Source organism: Streptosporangium sp. NPDC050284 (assembly GCF_044459525.1).
GTDB lineage: Bacteria > Actinomycetota > Actinomycetes > Streptosporangiales > Streptosporangiaceae > Streptosporangium.
In genome coordinates this window covers 191,596-210,958 of record NZ_JBITIZ010000016.1, presented here as the reverse complement: position 1 = coordinate 210,958, position 19,363 = coordinate 191,596, and the positions used below count along the sequence as shown (strand labels likewise).

Annotated in this window: 11 protein-coding genes; 2 read left to right on the top strand and 9 right to left on the bottom strand. The window is 71.1% G+C overall.

What is annotated here, in order from left to right:
• Nucleotides 1-2 precede the first annotated feature (2 nt).
• The 7 genes from ACIBH4_RS31920 to ACIBH4_RS31890 all read right to left on the bottom strand — a co-directional run bounded on the left by ACIBH4_RS31920 (nucleotide 3) and on the right by ACIBH4_RS31890 (nucleotide 15,280).
• Complete coding sequence (locus ACIBH4_RS31920) at nucleotides 3-1,088, bottom strand: AAA family ATPase (RefSeq protein WP_362510552.1); 1,086 nt, start codon at nucleotides 1,086-1,088, stop codon at nucleotides 3-5.
• The gene (locus ACIBH4_RS31915; protein WP_362764588.1) at nucleotides 1,085-4,417 is read right to left on the bottom strand and encodes a DUF4132 domain-containing protein; all 3,333 of its coding nucleotides are present in this window, start codon (nucleotides 4,415-4,417) and stop codon (nucleotides 1,085-1,087) included. The genes ACIBH4_RS31920 and ACIBH4_RS31915 overlap by 4 nt, the downstream gene beginning before the upstream one ends.
• 376 nt (nucleotides 4,418-4,793) lie before the next feature.
• On the bottom strand, nucleotides 4,794-7,154 hold the full coding sequence (locus tag ACIBH4_RS31910) for an SDR family NAD(P)-dependent oxidoreductase (protein ID WP_362510546.1): 2,361 nt from the start codon (nucleotides 7,152-7,154) through the stop codon (nucleotides 4,794-4,796).
• Complete coding sequence (locus tag ACIBH4_RS31905) at nucleotides 7,151-8,485, bottom strand: cytochrome P450 (RefSeq protein ID WP_362764591.1); 1,335 nt, start codon at nucleotides 8,483-8,485, stop codon at nucleotides 7,151-7,153. The genes ACIBH4_RS31910 and ACIBH4_RS31905 overlap by 4 nt, the downstream gene beginning before the upstream one ends.
• Nucleotides 8,482-11,064 (bottom strand): KR domain-containing protein, encoded by a 2,583-nt coding sequence (locus tag ACIBH4_RS31900; protein ID WP_362510539.1) that lies wholly within the window; start codon nucleotides 11,062-11,064, stop codon nucleotides 8,482-8,484. The genes ACIBH4_RS31905 and ACIBH4_RS31900 overlap by 4 nt, the downstream gene beginning before the upstream one ends.
• Complete coding sequence (locus tag ACIBH4_RS31895; protein ID WP_362510536.1) at nucleotides 11,061-14,006, bottom strand: SDR family oxidoreductase; 2,946 nt, start codon at nucleotides 14,004-14,006, stop codon at nucleotides 11,061-11,063. Before ACIBH4_RS31895 ends, ACIBH4_RS31900 begins: the two co-directional genes overlap by 4 nt.
• On the bottom strand, nucleotides 14,003-15,280 hold the full coding sequence (locus tag ACIBH4_RS31890) for an acyltransferase domain-containing protein (protein WP_362510533.1): 1,278 nt from the start codon (nucleotides 15,278-15,280) through the stop codon (nucleotides 14,003-14,005). Before ACIBH4_RS31890 ends, ACIBH4_RS31895 begins: the two co-directional genes overlap by 4 nt.
• A gap of 446 nt (nucleotides 15,281-15,726) precedes the next feature.
• Between ACIBH4_RS31890 and ACIBH4_RS31885 the strand changes: the two genes are divergently transcribed.
• Together ACIBH4_RS31885 and ACIBH4_RS31880 are read left to right on the top strand one after the other, a co-directional pair.
• On the top strand, nucleotides 15,727-16,263 hold the full coding sequence (locus tag ACIBH4_RS31885) for an NUDIX hydrolase family protein (RefSeq protein WP_362510530.1): 537 nt from the start codon (nucleotides 15,727-15,729) through the stop codon (nucleotides 16,261-16,263).
• Between the two features lie 215 nt (nucleotides 16,264-16,478).
• Entirely contained in the window at nucleotides 16,479-17,765 is a 1,287-nt protein-coding gene (locus ACIBH4_RS31880; protein WP_362764594.1) for an endonuclease Q family protein, read from the top strand.
• Nucleotides 17,766-17,878: 113 nt separating this feature from the next.
• Here ACIBH4_RS31880 and ACIBH4_RS31875 read toward each other — a convergent pair whose 3' ends face one another.
• A complete protein-coding gene (locus ACIBH4_RS31875) occupies nucleotides 17,879-18,499 on the bottom strand; it encodes a TIGR04282 family arsenosugar biosynthesis glycosyltransferase (RefSeq protein ID WP_362764597.1) in 621 nt (206 codons plus the stop codon).
• A 452-nt stretch (nucleotides 18,500-18,951) separates the two neighbouring features.
• Complete coding sequence (locus ACIBH4_RS31870; RefSeq protein WP_362764600.1) at nucleotides 18,952-19,212, bottom strand: hypothetical protein; 261 nt, start codon at nucleotides 19,210-19,212, stop codon at nucleotides 18,952-18,954.
• Between the last annotated feature and the right edge of the window lie 151 nt (nucleotides 19,213-19,363).

Here is a 19,363-nt window from a genome sequence, read left to right as displayed (position 1 = left end):
CGTCAGCCCGGCAGCAGGTGACGGGCCTCGTACAGGGCCTGCCACTGGTCGCCACGCCGCCCGTTGGCCTGCTGCTCCAGATACCTGCGGAGCTTCGCCAGGTCCTCGGGGTTGTCCTTGGCCGCGGTTCCCGCCAGGCACGACACCAGGTCGGCCGCCGTGCCGGGCTCACCGCGTAGAAACCAGCCGCGCAACCCGACGGCGTGCGCGACCGAGACGGCCTCGGCGGTGCTCATCACCCCGGACAGCCGGTCGGTGGCGTCGCCCCGCCTGGTCTGCCCCTCGCGCAACTCGCGGAAGGCGGTGACCAGGACCTCCAGCACGTCACGCCGGGGCGGCGCGCCGACCCCCGAGCGCCGCAGGAGCGCCGCGGCCTCCGCCTCCACCAGCGACAACTCGGTGTCGAAGTCGGGAATGGGGAAGACGGTCTCGAAGTTGAAGCGCCGCTTGAGCGCGGCGCTCATCTCGTTGACGCCTCGGTCGCGGGTGTTGGCGGTGGCGATGACGGTGAAGCCCTCCTTCGCGAACACCATCGACTCCGGCCCGGTCAGCTCGGGTATGGAGAGAACGCGGTCCGACAGCGGCGACAACAGGCAGTCCTGCACCTCCAGCGGGCATCGGGTGATCTCCTCGAAGCGCACCACCTTGCCTTCGGCCATGCCGCGCAGCAGCGGAGCGGGCACCAGCGACCGCGTCGACGGGCCGTCGGCGACCAGCAGCGCGTAGTTCCACGAGTACTTGATCTGGTCCTCGGTGGTGGCCGCGCCTCCCTGAACGGTGAGCATCGATGTGCCGCTGACCGCTGCGGCGAGCAGCTCCGACAGCAACGACTTCGCGGTGCCCGGCTCACCGACCAGCATGAGCCCTCGATTGGTCGCGAGGGTCACCAGAGCTCGATCGATCAGTGACGGGTCGCCGGCGAACTTACGGCCGATGCCGAGTTTCTCGTCGCCGATGACGAAGCGTCGGGCGGCTCGCAGGCTCAGCGCCCAGCCGGGCGGCCGGTCGCCGTCGTCGCTTTCGCGCAGCCGGGCCAGCTCGTCCGCGTAGCGCACCTCGGCCGGAGGCCGCTGGATGTGGTCGTTCATCGGACGAGCTCCCGCAGGTCGCGCATGATCTCGGAGGCGGCGATGGGGTCGAGGCCGTCGAAGTCCTGCTTGGAGACATGCAGGGTCTGCTCCTCCTGCATGTCGATGTAGCCGATGGCGACACCGGGTTCGAGACCGACCGTGAAGGTCCTGCCTCCGGGAAGGTCGCGCTCGATCCAGCCCTGCCAACCGGCGTCCTGCGGATGACCACGTCGCCAGGCCCGCCGTTCCAGACCGAGCACCCGGCCGGTCGGGATCTTGGTGAACGCGTTCGGGTCGAAGTCCGCGGTCGAGGTGTGGACCTCCCGGCCCAGCTGCGGAAACGGCTGCAGGATCTCGTAGTCGGCGAACGTCTCCGCCCAGGCACTGAGGGTCTCGGTCAGTTCCAGCGGATGCGCCACCCCGATGAGCACACCGTCGGGCAGGGTCAGCGTCTCGTCCTCGACGTCGGCGAAGCCGCGGTCCTCGGCCACGCGTAACGCGCCGAGCGGCTTACCCGAGGAGTCGTAGTATCCCCAGACCAGCCGCCGCACGATGTGCCACAGCAACGGGTGGCCGACGAGCAGCCGGGCGAAGTCCTCCCCGCTCCAGCGCCGCTGACTCACCATGGCCTGCTCCAGCCGGCGGATGTTGTCGGCGGCCACGGTGCGGACGTCCTTCTTCAGCCCGGCGAAACGCCGGTGGGCCGCGGGCGCCAGCTCCGCGTCATCCTTGGCGCCCGGCTTGGGCAGGCTCTTCAGCCGCTTGCCCCCGGAGTCGACCACGTACGGCTTGAGCTGCTCGTCGAAGCCGACCACGAACTTCCTGGCGCCGTAGTCGAGGGTGAGGCTGCCGTCGGCGGCCAGGCCGAAATCCGGCACCAACCGGTCGGCGAGCTCCTGAGGCTCCAGGCCGAGTTCCGCGGCGACCTCGACCATCTTCTGCCGGGCCCGGTTCTTGAGCCCGCTGAACTTGACCTTCTCCGCGATACCGTGCAGGTGCATCAGCGCGACCTCGGACCCGAGGGTGGCCAGGATGTCCAGGCCGGCGACGGCCCGGCTGTGCCCGCCTTCCCCGGGCCAGGTCCGGATCAGCGGGGTCAATCTGCGGACGGTCTCGTCGTCGCCGAGTGGCGCGAGCGCGTCCATCATCCAGCTCTCCTTGGACGGGTACCCGGCCATCTGCCAGCGCTGGAAGAGCGCCCAGGCGAAGTCCGCGAGACTCCGGCTGTCGCAGGCATCCTTGACCAGGGAGATGCCGGCGTACGGGTCACCGGGCCGGGAGATCGCCAGCATCGTCATCACGTGGCGAGCCGCCTCGATCGACAGTGCCTCGGCGCCACCGCGCAGCCGGACACGGGGCAAGATCGCCGGATCGGCCCAGTCGGGCAATGTCGGGATCTTGCTGGGGAGCGCGTCGAGCGGATCGCCCACCAGCAGGTCGGCGATCGCGGCTTCGGCAGCCGGGCCGTACCCCGTGGCGGCCTGGGCCACAGCGTCGCGGTTGCCGCCCGCGACCAGCGCCAGCAGGGCCTGCTCGGCCTGCCGGCGGGCCGGCCCCGGCTTGCCCAGGGCCGGCGGAACCAGCGCCCGGGCGGCGGCGGCGGGGTGCCGCGTCAGCCAGGACAGCGCGGTGGCCCGCACCGACTTCAGCCGGGTCAACCACTCGGCCATCAGCACGGCGATCTCCGGGGCGGCGAACGGGAGCAGTGTCGAAGCGATCGGCCCGGGGTTCTTCCTGGCGCTGTCGACCGCCATGGGCAGCGCGGCCGACTCGAAGCGGGCGAGCACCACCCGAATCCAGTCGGAGGCGCCCCACAGATCGGACGGGCGCCACATCTCGATCAACGGCCTGGCGAGTTCCTCCGGTCCGGCCGTGAACAGACTCACCTCCTGATACCAGGGGACGCGGCTCGGCCCGGCCCCGGCGATGCCTGCGGCGGTGCGCTTCCAATCGTGGTCGCCATAGCCGCTCCAGTGCTCTGGGACGGAGAGCCAGGCATCGCGCTCGCCCGCCCCCCACACCACCTTCGGCTCATCCGCGCACACCAGGCCGCCCACCACCACCGGCTTGCGAGCCGTACGCCGCCGTGTCCACGGCGGGCTGACCAGCACCTCGGGCAGGGCCTCCGGCGGAGCGACGGCGACCGCCGCAGCGGTCGAGATCGTGCTGACGCGCCGCGCGGCGGCATCGCCCAACTCCGCCGACACCTCGTCCACCAGGTCGGGGTGGGCCAGCACGTGGGCCCGCAGCAGCTCATCCACCACCTTGCCACCGGAGGCGGCCAGCATCCGCATCGCCCGGCGCGGGAAGCGGGCCGCCGCCCGCAGAAGCGCCGGCTGGGCGTGCCTGTGCTCGATCCGGTCGATCAGCGCCCGCATCGCCTCGTCGGTCGGCGACTCGGCGAGCACCGCCAGCAGCCGCCGCTGATCCTCCTTGCCGTAGGCACCGTCGAACCATCCGGCCAGGACCGGCACGGCCGCGGCGCCCATGCCGTCGATGAGCGTGGCCGGCAGGGCGAGAGAGTGAGCCACCTGGTAGACCGAGACGTGATCCACGATCAGCGCCGCCTGGGCGGGGGTGCTGATCGCGGCGATCAGGCAGTCGGCGAGGCCCGAGCCGAGGCCCACGGCTTCGGTGCAATCCGCGTCCACCCAGTCGATCTCGGTCGGCACCAGGTAGGACGCGGCCATCCGATGGTGCGGGCCCTTCTCACGGCACTCGGCCAGCGCGGCCACCACCTCGGCGTACTCGGCGTCCGACGTCGCCGCGACGGCGGCGCGGACCCGCAGGGGCAGCTCCGTTCGGTTCCAGCCCCACCAGCGACCGGGGCGCTCGGTCGCGCCCAGCCACTGGATCGGCAGGGCGGATTTCATGCTGCTGTGGTAGTGGTGGTCGCCGCCGCATTTCACCGCGTTCAACTCCGCCACCGCCACCGCCGCGAACACCGGGCCTCGCTCCAGCAGCCAGGTGTCGGCGAACGCGGGCAGTGTCGTCGTGTCCTGCCAGCCCAGGTGCGCGCCCACCACCTCCGCGATCACTGCGGCGCCCAGCGGAGTCACGTTCCCGGCCAGGTACGCCGTGGCTGCTTCGACGATCTCCGGATCGGAGCACAACTTCAGGGAGCCGAGGATCGTCTGCCGATACTCGGCCAGTGTCGCGGCGACCTTCGCCGGTGCGCCCGCATCCGGCCGCTTCACGGTGACCGCCACACCGCCCCGCCGTGGGTGAAGGCCGCGTACCCAGCTCGCCGGCATCGTGAAGAGGTCTTCGTCGGCGGTCTCAGCGGGTCGCTGTGCCGGTGCCGGCGCGTCAGGCACGACATGGGTCGGCGTGCGTTCCACGGTCATGGGGATACCTCGCAAGGGTCTACGCATTACGCGCTCAGGTGGCACGGGACAAAGTAGCCACGCATGCCGACAAACTTTGGAGCGCATGCCCTGACGAGGCATGATGCGGGAACTTCGTCTCGTACGAAGCCGGCCGTGCGCAGACCCGCTCCGCCGGGCCGCCCCGGCCGTGTCACGTCATGAGCGCTTCCGACATCCGCTTTTCGCCGCCTCACGCCGGCCCTGTACGGGTCGACGAGACGGGAACGGTCACGCGCGTCGGCCTGCTGCTGCGCATCGGGGCGGACGGAGCGGTCAGCCGCGCCCGAGACGCCGGCCTTGGCCGCTGAAACCCCGCCGTTCGTGATCGGAGACCGCCTGACGAACGATCGGCTCCTCACCACGACCGATGTCGCGGGGAACCTGCCGCCGATCTCCCAGTCCTTCGGCTGCCGGGGATCACCTCTGCGACGAACAGTACGGGCTCGCCCGCCCGCGACCCGACCCAGCCACCTTCCACGGGCAGCAGCCGGTCCACGTGTTGCGCCCCTGGGCAGGGCACGATCCGGTCAATGGTGAGAAGATCGCCGCTCACCGGGCCTGCCGCGCGGACGGCGGCCTCCAGAGCGGCGGGCGAGATGCCGTGGGTCGGCGGGAAGGGTGTCGTCCACAGGTCGGCGGCCGTCACGACGGGCAGCGGGTCCTCCGCCGTCCCGAGAACGAGCCCCGACCAGGCCAGGCGGCCACCGTCGCGCGCCTTGACCGCGGATGGGGCGGGGATCAGGGGAGAGAGCGCGGGGGGTTCCGGCTGGTGATGAGGGAGCGCTGGAGGGTCCGGTTCGTAAAGCAGGCGCATCGAACCGGCGACCGCGCCGTCGGCGGCGGTGATCGTGACGTTGACCGTCCAGCCCTCCTCCGTCGTCTCGCCCACCGCCGACGTGGTGAACCGGCCGCCCTCCAGGACCAGCGCCGACAGGTGCACCCGCACGTCACGCACCGAGGCCAGGTGCTGCGGCGGCCAGCCGGGCGGCACCACCCAGTCGGCGACCGAGCACGCCTGCTCCACCAGCACCGACACCGGCAACGCCGGTCGGCCGTCCACCGTGAAGTCGGTCAGGCAGGGATGGGAGCCCTGCCGGTGGACGATCGAGCCGCGCAGTGAGTGGAAGGGCCGGAAGTCCTCGACGTCGCCGAGGAAGTGCGCCAGGCCGTGCAGCCGGGGCAGGTCGGGGTGGCCGGTGAACAGCCAGAAACCGCGCAGCTGCGTGGGCACCAGCGCGCCGCCCACCTGACCGATGAACATGACCTCGCCGGTTCCGCCGGAGCGCAGCTCGTCGATCCAGCGGCGCACGCCCTCGGCGGGGTCGAGGGTGGACACGTACCGGACCGCCGCGTCGTAGTTGGCGATCACGCCCAGGCGCTCCCACGTCGGCCAGCAGAGCGTCTGAGTCGGCAGCCCGTAGGTGTTCCGCGCCCAGAATCCCAGCCTCGGCAACGCCTCGTTGCCCGCCGCGTAGTCGATCTGGCCGATCATGCCGCCCATCCGGCCGGCCAGCGACCCCACGTTGCAGAAGACCTTGAGCGCCGCCCGCCGCTCCGGGGTGGCGAGCACCGCCCTGGTCAGGGACACGAACCCCGACACCTTCACCTCCACGGTGCGCACGACCTCCTCGGGGCTCTTCATGTCGAGCCTGGTCGGCACGTCGATGCCCGCGTTGTGCACCACCACGGTCGGAGCCGGGAGACGGGCGAACAGGGCGTCCACCTGCTCCTGCCGAACGCAGTCACACGCCTCGTACGCGATGCGCAGGCCGTCCCGCTCGGCGGCGGCCAGATTGGCTGCGACCTGGCGCAGCTCCGACTCGCGCTTGAGCGCCGCCCGCGTCTTCCTCAGGGCGTCGGCGGTGCGGGCGTCCGCGATCCGGGCGTGGCGGTGGGCGGCGTAGCGGTCGTCCGGCAGCGTGAGCCAGTCCGCGGTGGGCAGCTCGTCGCGGCCCGTCACCACGACGCGACAGCCGAACCGCTCGGCCAGTCCGCGCGCCAGGGCGAAGCCGACGCCTCGCGCGCCTCCCGAGATCAGCACCACGTCGTCGGCGTCCAGGTCCAGGCGCGGCTGCGGTTCCGGGCTCGGCAGGGCGGTGAGCGCGTGGCGCACGCCCCGCCGGTAGCCGATCTCGAACAGGTCCCACGCCGCCAGCTCGGACTTCAGAAGCCCTGCGAGCCCGTCCGGGTCGGCGGTGTCGACGTCCAGCACCTTCACCGCGAGGTTGGGCAGCTCGCGTGGCAGGCACTTGGCGAACCCCGCCCAGATGCCGCCCAGGGGCGTGCCGATCCGCCCGTCGTCGTAGCCCATCAGGCCCCCCAGGTGGGTGACCGCGACGTAGCAGTATCGGTCGGCGCGCGACTCCGCCCGCCAGGAGGCGTAGCGGCGCTGCACCATGCGGGTGGTCCTGTCCAGCGCGTCCCGCCACTCGCCGCCGCCGAGCCGGTACGGGACGCCGGTGACGTTCAGGTCGACGATTCCGTCCCAGTCGTCGTGCTCCGGCTCGCGACCGGGGGCGCACACGTCGGCGCCGAGGCGGCTCGCCAGCCGCACGGCCAGGTCCGTGTCCGAGCCGATGACCAGTAGCCGCCGCGCCACGGGGGACGGGGGCGGGAGCGGGTGGGGCACCGGCTCCCAGACCATGCGACGCACGGGCCTGACGAAGGAGCCGGTCTCGAACGACACCAGATGCGGCCGGACCGCCGTCACGGTCACGTCCGTTCCCGCACGACCACTGGCAGCCCCGAGCTGGGGAAGAGCGTGATGTAGTGGCCGCTGCGCACCTGGCGCGTGCCCGGCAGCCGCAGCCGGTAGCGCCGCGACAGCATCGCCACCGCCGTCACCAGCGTCGCCATCGCCAGTCCCTTGCCGACGCACATACGCCGCCCGCCGCCGAACGGCAGGAAGGCGTGCTTGTGCCGCTCGTCCTGGGCGTCGCCCAGGAAACGCTGCGGGTCGTATGCCTCCGGGTCCGCCCAGTGCTCGGGCGAGCGATGCGTGCCGTACACGCTGAGCAGGACCGTCGTGCCCGCGGGGACGTGCCGCCCGGCCAGAGTGTCCGGCTCGATGGCGTCGCGGGGGAACTGCCAGACCGGCGGGTGCAGGCGGAGAGCCTCGTTCACCGCCGCCGTCGTCTGGGGCAGCTCGCCAAGCCGTTCGAGGTCGGGCGGCCCTTCGGCCAGTACCTCGTCCACCTCGCGCTCGACGGCACGGCGGGCCTGCGGGTGGCGGGCCAGCTCGTACATGGTCCAGGCCAGCGCCTGGCCGGTGGTGTCGGAGCCGGCCAGCAGCAGCGTGCGCAGGTTGTCCGACACCTCCGCGTCGGACAGTCCGGCGTCCAGCAGCAGTCCGGCGGCGTCCGTGCCATGCTCGCCTGCGGCCCGCCGCTCCTCGATCACCTGGCTGACGATGGCGTCGAGCACTCCTTCCGCCCACTTGCGGTCGCGGTGATAACGCGTCGGCACGAAGGACGGGATCAGCGCGGAGATGCCCTTGATCGTGCTGGTGTACATGACCTTGTTGGCGATCCCCGCGGCCCGGGAGTAGTCGGTGCCCGACAGGTCTCGGCTGATCAGGGCCATGCCCATCACCCGTGCGGACACGTCCATCAGGCCCGGCGCGACGTCCACGACCGCGCCCGAGGCGGCGTGCTCCGACCAGCGCCGCAGCAGTTTCTCCGTGGCCGCGATCGCCTCGCGGGCGCTGCCGGTCACCCGTCGTGGGGTGAAGGCCGGCTGCACCGCCTTGCGCGGGCCGCGCCAGCCGTCGGTGTCGAGCGTGAGCAGGCCCGTTCCCATCGTGCCGACGAACCCCTTGTAGAGGGTGCCGCGCCGATAGTTGTCCGGGTTGACGCGCAACACCTGCTCGATCGCCTCCGGCTCGGTGACCTGGACGAACGGGATAGGCAGCTGGACCGACACCAGCGAGTCGCGCTCCTGCATGCGCAGCGTGTAGGCCAGCGGGTCCTTGAAGTAGGGGATGGCGTCGCCGATCACCGGCAGCCCTCGCGGGCCGTGGGCGACCGGGCAGGTCCCTTCGGGGGTCATCGGCGCTCCTCGCGGTCGAATCTCTCTCTGTCGACGTACTCACCGGTCTCCTGGTCCACGTAGCCGACGACGGCGCCGACGATGTCCTTCGCCTGTAGCAGCACCTCACCGTTCGACGCGACCGCGATGGCCCGGTTGTCCGGTTCGGGGTCCTCCAGGTCGAGGTCGACCGGGGTGACGTACAACTCCACCGGCTCGGTCAGCGCGGCCAGCGTCAGGTCGGTGTGCCCGCCGTACAGGTCGACGCGGCGGATCGAGCGGGGGATCGCGACCGGCGTCCAGCGGCCCCCCGCCCGCTCCAGGACGGCCACTCGCACCAGGCCGTCCAGCGTCACGGACGGGACCAGCAGGTCGGGAAACCATCGGCGCAGCGCGGGCGCGTCGAGTGCGAGCCGGCCGCGCCGCCCCAGCGGATGCGTCCGAGTGTCGGTCGTGGACACGAACACCTCGCGCAGCAGGACGTCGGATCCCGGCATGTGGTACGGATCGCGCAGTGGCCGGCTCCCGTGCTCGTCCCAGTGCGTCCACGAAGGGCCGGGCACCGCCGCGTCGCGCAGCCGCACCGTGACCGAGAAGTGCAGCCGGTCGCGAGCGACTATGACACCGTTCGGGGCGACCACGTCCCCCAGCACCCGCACGGCCACCACCGACTCACGCTCGTCGGCGCGCACCAGCCTGGCGGTGAGCCGCTTCACCTCCGGCCGGTCCGCACGGTAGACGCGCAGGAACGACTCCAGCCGCAGGTCCTCGAAGACGGCGGGCACCCGGCCGGGCACGAGTGAGACCGCGGCCTGCGCCGCCAGCTCAGGGACGAACGTGCCAGGCAGTGTCGGGTAGCCGCGGACCCGGTGGAGGTCGAGGTATCCGTCCCGCTCCAGGGAGAACGTCCGCTCGGCCACCAGCTCTGCGGCGTCGTGGCGCAACGTCCGGTCGATGAACGGCAGGGGCCGCTTCGCGCCCGCGGAGAACTCCAGGAACTCCGGTACGGCGGCCCTGATCGCGGCCCGCTCCTTGGCGCCGAAGAACACGGTGACGGGCGCGTCCGGGGCGGCGGCCAGCTCGGCCATGAAGTGCTCGACGCCCTCCTCGGTCGGCGTCGGCGTGAACTCTCCGCTGCCCTCCAAAAAGTCGCGCATCAACGGCGACGCGCCCAGGCCGATGTCGCGCCAAAGCGTCCAGCCGATGGTGAACTCACCGGCGGCGTTCACGGCGGCCGTGTTGAGGAAGTCGTTGGCGGCGCCGTAGTCGGTCTCGCCACGCTGGCCCGTCAGCCCGATGAACGAGCCGAAGTTACACCACAGGCGTGGCTCGCGGCCCCGGGTCGCCTCCTTCAGGTTCAGGTACGCACGCACCTTGAGGTCGCGCACCGCCCGGAAGTCCTGGACGGACTTGGCGGTGACGTCGGAGGCCCGGTTCGTACCCGCGATGTTGAGCAGCAGGTCGATGGGGCCGTCCACGGTGGCGAGGGCCCGCTCGACCTCGTCGCCGTCACGCAGGTCACAGCGCAGGTAGCGGACGCGTCCCGGCCCGCACAGCCGTTCCAGCCCGGCCAGCGTACGCCGGGTCTGCCGCGCCTCGCCGAGCCGGTCGTACCGGGCGTTCGCCTCCGACACCGAGACTCCCTGCCGCACCTGGATGCGGATGAACGCGCTGCGGTCGAGCTCCTCACCGGCGTCGTCGGGCAACTCGGAACTGCCCAGCACCACCAGGCGCGGACGATGACGCGCGGCCAGCGCCTCCAGTATCGGCGCGCCGATGCCCCGCGCCCCTCCGGCTGCCACGACCAGGGCGTCCTCGCCCAGCGCCGGGACCTCGGACGGCGGGGCCAGGGTGGGCACCGCTCTCGGTGTGAGCCGCATGCCTCCCGCGTGGTAGGTCACCGGGATGAGCCGCCGCGCGCCCAGCTCGGCGCTCACCGTGGCCAGCACCTCGTCGAGCGGCACGTCCTCGTGCACGGTGGCCAGCACGTCGACGCCGGGGAACTCCAGCGCCAGGCTCTTGACCAGGCCCGTGAACAGGCCCGTGAACGGCAGCGGCACGCCCGCCTCCGTCACACCGCCCACGACGCTCACCACGAACGAGCCACCGTCCAGATACGCGGCGCACTCCTTGGCCTTCAAGAACACGCGTTCGTGCAGGTCGAGCAGCTCATCGACCGCTTCCGACCGGCGAGCCGCGCGCAGACGGGGGTCGGTTGCGTCCACAAGCACCCTGACGTGCGCGGACACACCGTCGTCGCGGCCCGTCCTGAAGCGCGGTGCGTTGGTCAGCACGACGGCGTCCGCCGGGATCGCGGGGGGTGCCGTGCGGACAGGGCGGCGCGGGTCGGGGGCCAGCTCGAACACGTGACGGTCCAGCAGCCGTTGCGGTTCGTGCTGTGCGGCGGACCTCGGAGACCGCGTGTCCCGCACGGCGGCCCCGGCCTTCCGCGGGTCCTGCGTGTCGGGTCTCCTCAGTTTGATGAGGCGCGCGCCGGCGCCGGGGTCGGGCCTGAGCTCGATCGTCCCGTCTCCGCCGCCCTCCAGGAACGCGATCAACTCGCGGGCGCCCTGCGCGCCCAGCAGATTCGCCCTGCTCATGCCGTGGCCTCCAGCCTGTCCTCGGCGACCGCCTCGACGGACACCACGGCCAGCACCGGCAGTCCCTCGGCCAGAGCCAGCGACTCGCGGGTGACCGCGAACAGGAACGTGCCCTCGCCGATCGGCCCGCAGCCGAGCAGGTCGCCCCACGACCGCAGGCTGTTGCCGTTACTTCCCGCCACCAGAACGACGTCCACGTCGCCGAAGTCCAGGTAGCGTCCGGCCAGGTCGAAGGCGTCGGCCAGCGAGGCGGCACCGCCGTCCACGGCGATGTTGAGCCCGCGCAGGTCGAAATAGCCACACAGGCGGGCGGCGATGACGTTCGGCATCTCACCGGGAAAGGAGTCCTCGTCCGGCGGCCCGATGAGCCCTTCCACGCGCTCGCGCAGTTCCACCGCCCGCTCGCCCGCCAGGTGATCGAGCTCGTCCAGGTAGGCGCGCACGGCGTACAGGACGGCGTTGCGTGTGGGACCGGTGTGGCCCACGACCACGCCGGTCGTGCGGCTGTGACGGGCGCAGAACTCGCGGACGCGCGGCTCCAGCCGCTGCATGCACTCGATGATCATGAGCTGGGTACGATCGGTCGCCCGGATCGTGGACGCCGGCAACCGCAGGCGGGCGAACGGCGGATGCGGATAGCGGTCGCCGAACGAGTCCGGCTGGAGGTGCCGTCCGCGCGCCCACGCGCCTACCTGCTCGTTGTCCTCGGCCCCCGGCGTGTGCGCCGACCAACCGACGATCACCATGGGCTCGGCGTTCCTGACCCCGTAACCCGCACGAGCGGGCCGGTCCTGGAGGAACTCCTGCACCAGCAGGTGCGCGTTCGTGCCGCCGAAACCGAATCCGGACACGGCGGCCGTGCGCGGCCGCGGCCCATCGGGCCGGGACGGCCACCGCACCGGCCGCGTGGGAATGTTCAGATTGCAGGTCGCCAATCCGAAGGAGTCCGGCGCGGCCGAGAAGCGATGCTGGGGAGGGATCGTCTCGTGCCGCAGCCCCAGCAGCGCGTGGATGACCGACACCACGCCCGCCGCCCAGCCGGTGTGGCCGATCAGCGACTTGTTCGAGGTCACCCGCACCTGACGGGTGCCGGCATAGGCGGCGCGCAGGCTGAGGAACTCGGCCTCGTCACCCGCCGGGGTGCCCGTGGCGTGCGCGATCACCCAGTCGACGTCATCGGCGCCGACGCCCGACTTGTCGAAGGCGCGGGCGATCGCGAGTTCCTGGCCCGCGCTGGAAGGCGCGTAGATCGCTTTGCCCTTGCCGTCCGCCGACAGCCCGACGCCCGCGATAAGGCCGTGCACGGTGTCGCCGTCCGCCAGCGCCCGCGACAGCCGCTTCAGCACCACGACACCGGCGCCGTCGGAGAACAGCACGCCGTCCGCGTTCCTGTCCAGGGCGCGCACCTCGCCGCCACGCGACAGGCCGTGAAGCTTGGAGAACAGCACAGAACCGCCGGGGGCCAGCGCGAACGCACCGCCGCACACGGCGACCTCGGCCCGGTCCGCCAGGAGGTCGCGCACCCCCAGATCGACGGCGTAGAGGGATGACGAGCACGCGGTGTCCACCATGAGCAGCCGCGTGTCCGCCGGGAGCAGGCCGTCGATCGCGCTCGCGCCCACCCGGTGCGGGAGCGGCTCCGACCGGAGGGCGTCGCCGTGCGGCAGCACGCCGGGGCCGCCGAGCTCCAGGTCCACCAGCGCCTCCACCAGGTGCTGGCTGCCGTCGGGGGTGTAGCCGAAGCAGGCGGTGAAACGATCGGCGTCCCGCCTGGTCACACCCTCCAGCGCCTGGTGGACGCTGTGCCGCAGCCACAGCGTGGTGTGGTCGAGCCCGGCGTCCGGGCGTTCCGCGGCCAGGGCGGGGTGCGGGGTGAAGTCGGTGATGAAGCCGGAGCGGCGCTGGTAGGTCTTGTCGGGGGCGCCGGGGTCGTCGTCGTGGAAGCTTGCCAGCGGCCAACGGTCCGGTGGGACGTCCACGAACAGGTCGGCGCCCTCGGTGAGCAGCCGCCAGAACGCGTCGGGATCGTTGGCTCCCGGCACGGCCAGCCCCATGCCGACCACCGCGATCGGATCCACGCCCTGGATCCGCTCTGTGCGCGCCTCGGGCACGGGGCTGAGCTCGGATCCGGGTTCCGGCCCGGGTTCCGGTCGCGACCGCGCGGGCTCCGGCCCGGGGCCCGGGGACAGTGCCGCGCGGTGCAGCGACAGGCCGCCGTCCGCGACCACCGTCTGTCCCGTGACCCAGGCCGCACCCGGCGACGCCAGCAGCAGCACCAGGTCCGCCAGGTCGGCCGGGGTCGCCAGCCGGCCCATCGGGGTCGCGGCCACGGCGTTCGCGCTCATCGAGTCGAAGCCGGGGAACATCCGTCCGACAGGGTTGTCCAGCAGCCCGGCGGAGGCGGTGTTCACGCGGATCCCGTCCGGCGCGAACTCGGCGGCCAGGTAGCGGGTCAACGCCTCCAGCGCCGCCTTGGACAACCCCACCGGCAGATAGTTCGCCGGTGTGTACGCCGCCCCGACCGAGGAGACGTTGACGACGCAGCCCCCGTCCGAGCGCGCCAGCAGCGGACGGGCTGCGCGAGCACACCACAGCGCGCCCTTGACATTGGTTTCGTACGCCTGGTCCAGGTGCTCCTCGGTGAGCTCGTCCCAGCCGACGAAGGTGCCCGTGGCGGCGTTGTTGACCAGCAGGTCCAGCCGTCCGTACGCCGAGGTCACCTCGTCGAACATCCGACGCACCTGGTCTTGCTTGGCCACCGACGCCCGGATCACCCGGACGCCGCCGCCCAGCTCGGCCGCGAGCTCTTTGGCCGCGTCGTAGGAGTGGAAACAGTTCAGCACCACCGTGGCGCCTGCCTCGGCGAGCGAGCGCACGAGGTGCGCTCCCACGCTGCCCGCCCCGCCCGTGACGAGGGCCACCCGGCCCTCGAACGCCGTCATGCCGCGTCCGGCTTGGCCAGCGAGTCGACCGTGAAGTCCACCACTTGGCCGAACGTGCGGTAGTCGGACACTCGCAGGTCCTCGGGGCGCCTGCCCAGCTCGAACAGGAGGTTGAGCCGGCTCATGAGCTCCACGCGCTTGACCGAGTCGACACCGAGGTCGGCCTCCAGTTCGGCATGGTCCTCGAAGACCTCCTCGGGGTACTCCAGGGCGGTGGCGTAGAGGTCGCGCACGCGGGCGGCGATCGCCTCCCTCGACTGCGAGGCCGCGCCTCCGGCGGAGACGGCGGTGCTTTCGTCGACGGCCACCTGAGTGGTGGCGACATCGGCGGTCACCGGTCGGGCGACGGCGCTGTCAGCGGAAATCGTCTGGACAGTGGGGTTCTCGATGGTCATCGACCGAGTGACGGGATTTTCCGCGGTCACCGACCGGAAGGTGGCGGCGGGAGCCAGGAAACGTCCGGTCTCCCGCAACGTGTCCACGTCCTGAAGCAGCGGCGTGCACACGGACGCGGCCCGATGCGCCGACCGCACCCGTGACGTCAGTGCCCGCCCCGCGCCCACCTCCACCCAGACGCCCGCGCCGGAACGGTGCAGCCGCTCGACGGCCGCGCCGAAGCGCACCGGGGTGACGAGGTGGGAGGCGAGCAGTTCGCCGAGGTCGTCCGAGTCGCGATAGTAACGGCTCAGGATGGGCGAGAAGACGGGCACGTCCAGCCCGCGCCGCCCGTACCCGGTGAGCCTACGGCCCAGTTCCCGCCCGGCAGGGTCGAGCAGCGGGCTGTGGAACGGGTGCGGCGCGCGCAACTCGGTGACGGAAAGGCCCACGGCGTCGGCGATCGCGGACGTGCGCCGCAGCGCGTCGGCCGACCCCGACACCACCGTCTGATCCGGCCCGTTGTCCACCGCGATCACGGCCCCGGAGGTGGGCAGCAGATCCAGGATCTGCTGGGCCCGCTCCGCCGCGCAGCCCAGCGCCAGCAACCCGCCGCCGCTGCTGTCGTGCTCGCGCAGCACGATGATGCGGTGGCAGAGGATCTCCGCCCCCTCGGCGATGTTCAGCGCGCCGCCGGCGACCAGTGCCGCGATCTCGCCGAGGCTGTGCCCGACGAGCACGCTGAACCGTGCTCCCTCCTCGGTGAGCGCGCGGTGAGCCGCGGTGGACGCGGCGAACACGGCCAGCTGCAGGACATCCGGCGCCTCATTCAGCAACTGCTCCAGGGAATCACCGGAAAAAGCGCGATCCAGGCCCTTGCCCAGCATTCCCCTGGCCACTTCGTCGATGATTTCAACCGCTTCTGTCGCACCATTTCCATAGTCCTTTAACCATCGCAGGGCGTTCGGCACATATGCGCCTTGACCCGGGAAAAGGCCGACTACTATCTCTACGGTGCCCAGCATTTCCTTTCCCTTCCCGAGCACGAAGAACAGACAAACGCATCGCCCATTGCAGTCCCCACGAAAAAATGCGTGCGAGGGATTGACTCTTTTGACGACAACCGCGATCATGATGCACTGGACACCCCTAAGGTTTTAACTACATTCGTAGATCATGGTTCAAGTCGCCGGGGGACGGCCTGTAGTCGGTGGAGCATCCCGCGGTGAGCTTCGCCTTGACCTACGATCTGGTCGTGTCCCGGAATGCCGATCTGACCGCGCTCGTCGGGAAGAACCGGCCGCTCCGACGTCTTTCCGAGCCGACCACGAAGTACGATCGGTCAATGACCGAAATGACCGAAACCACGCCCGGCTGGCTCGCTCCGGAAGAACTGGAGGCGACCCGCGCGCGGATGCCGATCCTCTACGTCGACGCCGTCCCCGTACGGGTCGACGAGACGGGAACGGTCACGCGCGTCGGCCTGCTGCTGCGCATCGGAGCGGACGGAGCGGTCAGCCGCGCCCTCGTCTCCGGCCGCGTGCTTCACCACGAGCGCGTCCGTGACGCGCTCATGCGGCACCTGGAGAAAGATCTCGGTCCGACGGCACTGCCCTGCATTCCCCCTTCCCCGCAGCCGTTCACCATCGCCGAGTACTTTCCGACCCACGGCGTCACGCCCTATCACGACCCCCGGCAGCACGCGGTCTCCCTCGCCTACGTCGTCCCCGTCACCGGTGACTGCCGTCCCCGGCAGGACGCCCTCGACCTCGTCTGGTTCACCCCCGAGGAGGCCTCGTCACCGGTGGTGCAGCAGGAGATGCTCGGCGGACAGGGCATCCTGCTGAAGCAGGCCCTCGCCCACGTCGGCTGCCTTTCCTGACCATCGCACGACCTGGGGAAACGACCGGTCGTCGTACCCGGGCCGGTGCCGCACGCGTCGGCTGCCTTTCCCGACCGTTCGCCCTCGCGATATACGGCCATGATCTTTTTCTTGGGCTGTGGCGGTCTGGGTCATGACGGTCTGGGTATGAGGGCTTCACCGACGCCTACGGGTGGCCCTCGCCGAGCCGGCTTTCCCGGGACAGGAAGCGATGGATGCGTTTTCATGCGGATTTACACATTCACTCGAAATACGCGCGGGCCTGCAGCAAAGACAGCGACCTGGAGCACCTGACGTGGTGGGCGCGGCGCAAGGGCGTCGCGTTGATGGGCACCGGTGACTTCACGCATCCGGCGTGGTTCGAGCATTTACGCGAGAACCTCGTACCGGCGGAGCCTGGGCTGTTCCGGCCGCGTGAGGAGATCGCCCCAGAGGCCCTCGGGCCGCTGCCCGCCGGTGTCGCCCCCGGCGAGGTGCGGTTCATGCTGTCCACGGAGATCTCCACGATCTACCGGCGCGGCGAGCACACCCGCAAGATCCACCACCTGGTCTACATGCCGGGCTTCGACGAGGCCGCGACGTTCAACGACAGGCTCGACCGGATCGGCGACCTGAGCTCGGACGGGCGGCCCATCCTCGGCCTCGACTCCCGCGCCCTGCTGGAGATCACCCTGAGCAGCGGTGACGGCGCCTACCTGGTGCCCGCCCACGTCTGGACGCCGTGGTTCGGCGTCTTCGGCTCGAAGTCGGGCTTCGACACGATCGAGGAGTGCTACGGCGAGCTCTCCGGCCACATCTTCGCGCTGGAGACCGGCCTGTCCAGCGACCCGGCCATGAACTGGCGGGTCTCCGCCCTCGACCGCTACCGGCTGGTCAGCCACTCCGACGCCCACTCGCCGCCCATGGTCGGCCGCGAGACCACGGTGTTCGAGACCGACCTCGACTACTTCGCCGTCCTGCGGGCGCTCCAGACCGGGACCGGATACGCGGGAACGACCGAGTTCTTCCCCGAGGAGGGCAGGTACCACGTCGACGGGCACCGCAAGTGCGACGTCCGGATGGGCCCCGAGGAGACACGCGGGCGCGACGGGATCTGCCCCGTGTGCGGGAAGCCGCTCACGGTGGGCGTGCTGAACCGGGTCCAGGAGCTGGCCGACCGGCCCGACGGCTTCCGGCCCGAGGGCGTCGCGGGCTTCCGCAACCTCGTACCGCTGCCGGAGATCATGGGCGAGATCCTCGACGTGGGGTCGAAGAGCAAGAAGGTCCTCAGGGAGGTCGACAGGCTCACCGCTGCGCTGGGACCCGAGCTGAGGATCCTGGAGGACGTGCCGGTCGAGGACATCGCGGACCTCTCACCGCCGCTCGCGGAGGCCGTCGGGCGGCTGCGCCGCGGCGAGGTGATCAGGGAACCCGGGTACGACGGCACGTACGGTGTGATCCGGCTCTTCGAACCGGGCGAGCTGGAGCGGGCGCGCGAGGAAACCGCCCCGACGCTTTTCTAGCCCCGCTCCCCCGACCTCGCCTTCCAGGCACCGCCGACCGCGACCTCCCTTCGGTCCCGGTCTCCGTCGACCGCGCTCCCCGGTTCCGTCCGCGCGGTCTTCCCGGACTCCGGTCACCTCAGCGCGCTCATCCTCGCGAGGGCGGCGGCGAAAAAAGAGCGCGGAGCCTGCGCGGCCACCACGAACGCGTCGGCCGCGGTGTCCACGTCGGTGAGGCGGGGCATCAGGGCGACGCTCAACCCGGCCTCCTCCAGCCTCCGCAGCTGGACCTCTCCTGCGGTCGGCTCCGACACCGGTACGCCGAGCAGGAGGGCGGGGTGGGGAGCGCGTAGCCCGAGCAGCCAGAACCCGCCGTCCGTCGCCGGGCCGAACACCGCGTCGTAGGCGCTGAGCATGGACAGGGCGTAGGCGAGCATGTCCGGGGTGACCTGCGGGGTGTCGGCGCCGATGAGCACGACCGGCACGGGCAGGAGCCGATGGGCGTCGTCGAAGGCCGCGGCGAGCCGCTCGTCCGGCGCGTCCCCGCGCTGCGGCAGCACCGTGAACCCGTGGGGAAGCCAGGGTCCGGGGACGCCGTCGAGCGCGATCATCCTCCTGTCGACGGGAACGCGGGCGACCGCGCGCAGCGTGTCCTCAAGGGCGGCGGCGGCGAGCGCGGCCGCCTCACGCGCGGTGAAGGGCGGGATCAGCCGGGACTTCACCTTTCCCGGCACCGGCTCCCTCGCGATCACCACGACCTGTCCCTCGGGCGGCCCGCCCTGGGACGGTACGCGCCGCGACGGCTCACCCCAGGCTCGTCGGTTCCTGGACGCCTCGCCATGAGGTGTCCCGTCCCGGGCACGTTCGGCCCAGATGTCCCGGGGGGCCCGGGTGTGAGGGAAAGGGCCGGTGCCGTACCGCCCGTTCCCGGCACGGCTCATGCGTCCGCTCGATCGGCCATGACCCGGCGCGTCAGAACCGCCTCCCCGTACGGGCACTGCGGCACCACGTCGATCTTCATCGTTCGACGTTAAGGCCGGTGGACGGGCTCCCTCGTGAGGGAAAGGGCGTGCTTCCAATAAATGACCGGTTCAGGCCCACGATTGGAGAATGTTTGGGAATTCCGGCGCGGATACCCCCACTCGCCACGCTCACGAACCACCGTCGCACCCCCGGGCTCTCTCAGGAACGCGTTCGGGACAACTCCCTACATGCTCTCTGTGAACGTCCGGGAGTTGCTCTCACTGCTCTGGTAGCTCTGGTAGCCCGGCCCCCACGTCCAGATTTCCGTACGATCGCCGTTTTTGACGATCTTCTTCCCGAAGAGCGAGCATTCGCTCGCCATGGCAGGCGTGGGCGGGATGAGGGCGGCGGACGCGACCGGCGCGGCGAGCACCACCGTGGAGGCTGCGAGGGCGGCGAGGACGATGACAGTGATACAGCGGGCAACGGGCATGGGTTCTCCCATGACGTGCGGATGATCCGACGGAGATATCGCCTTTTTTCAGGAAAGGCGAACCACGCCGACCATCAAGATTCACACCGAGTCGCATTCGGATCATCCCGCTTTGTCCACCACTTGGAATCACACCTTCCACAACCAGGGGATAAATCATCTC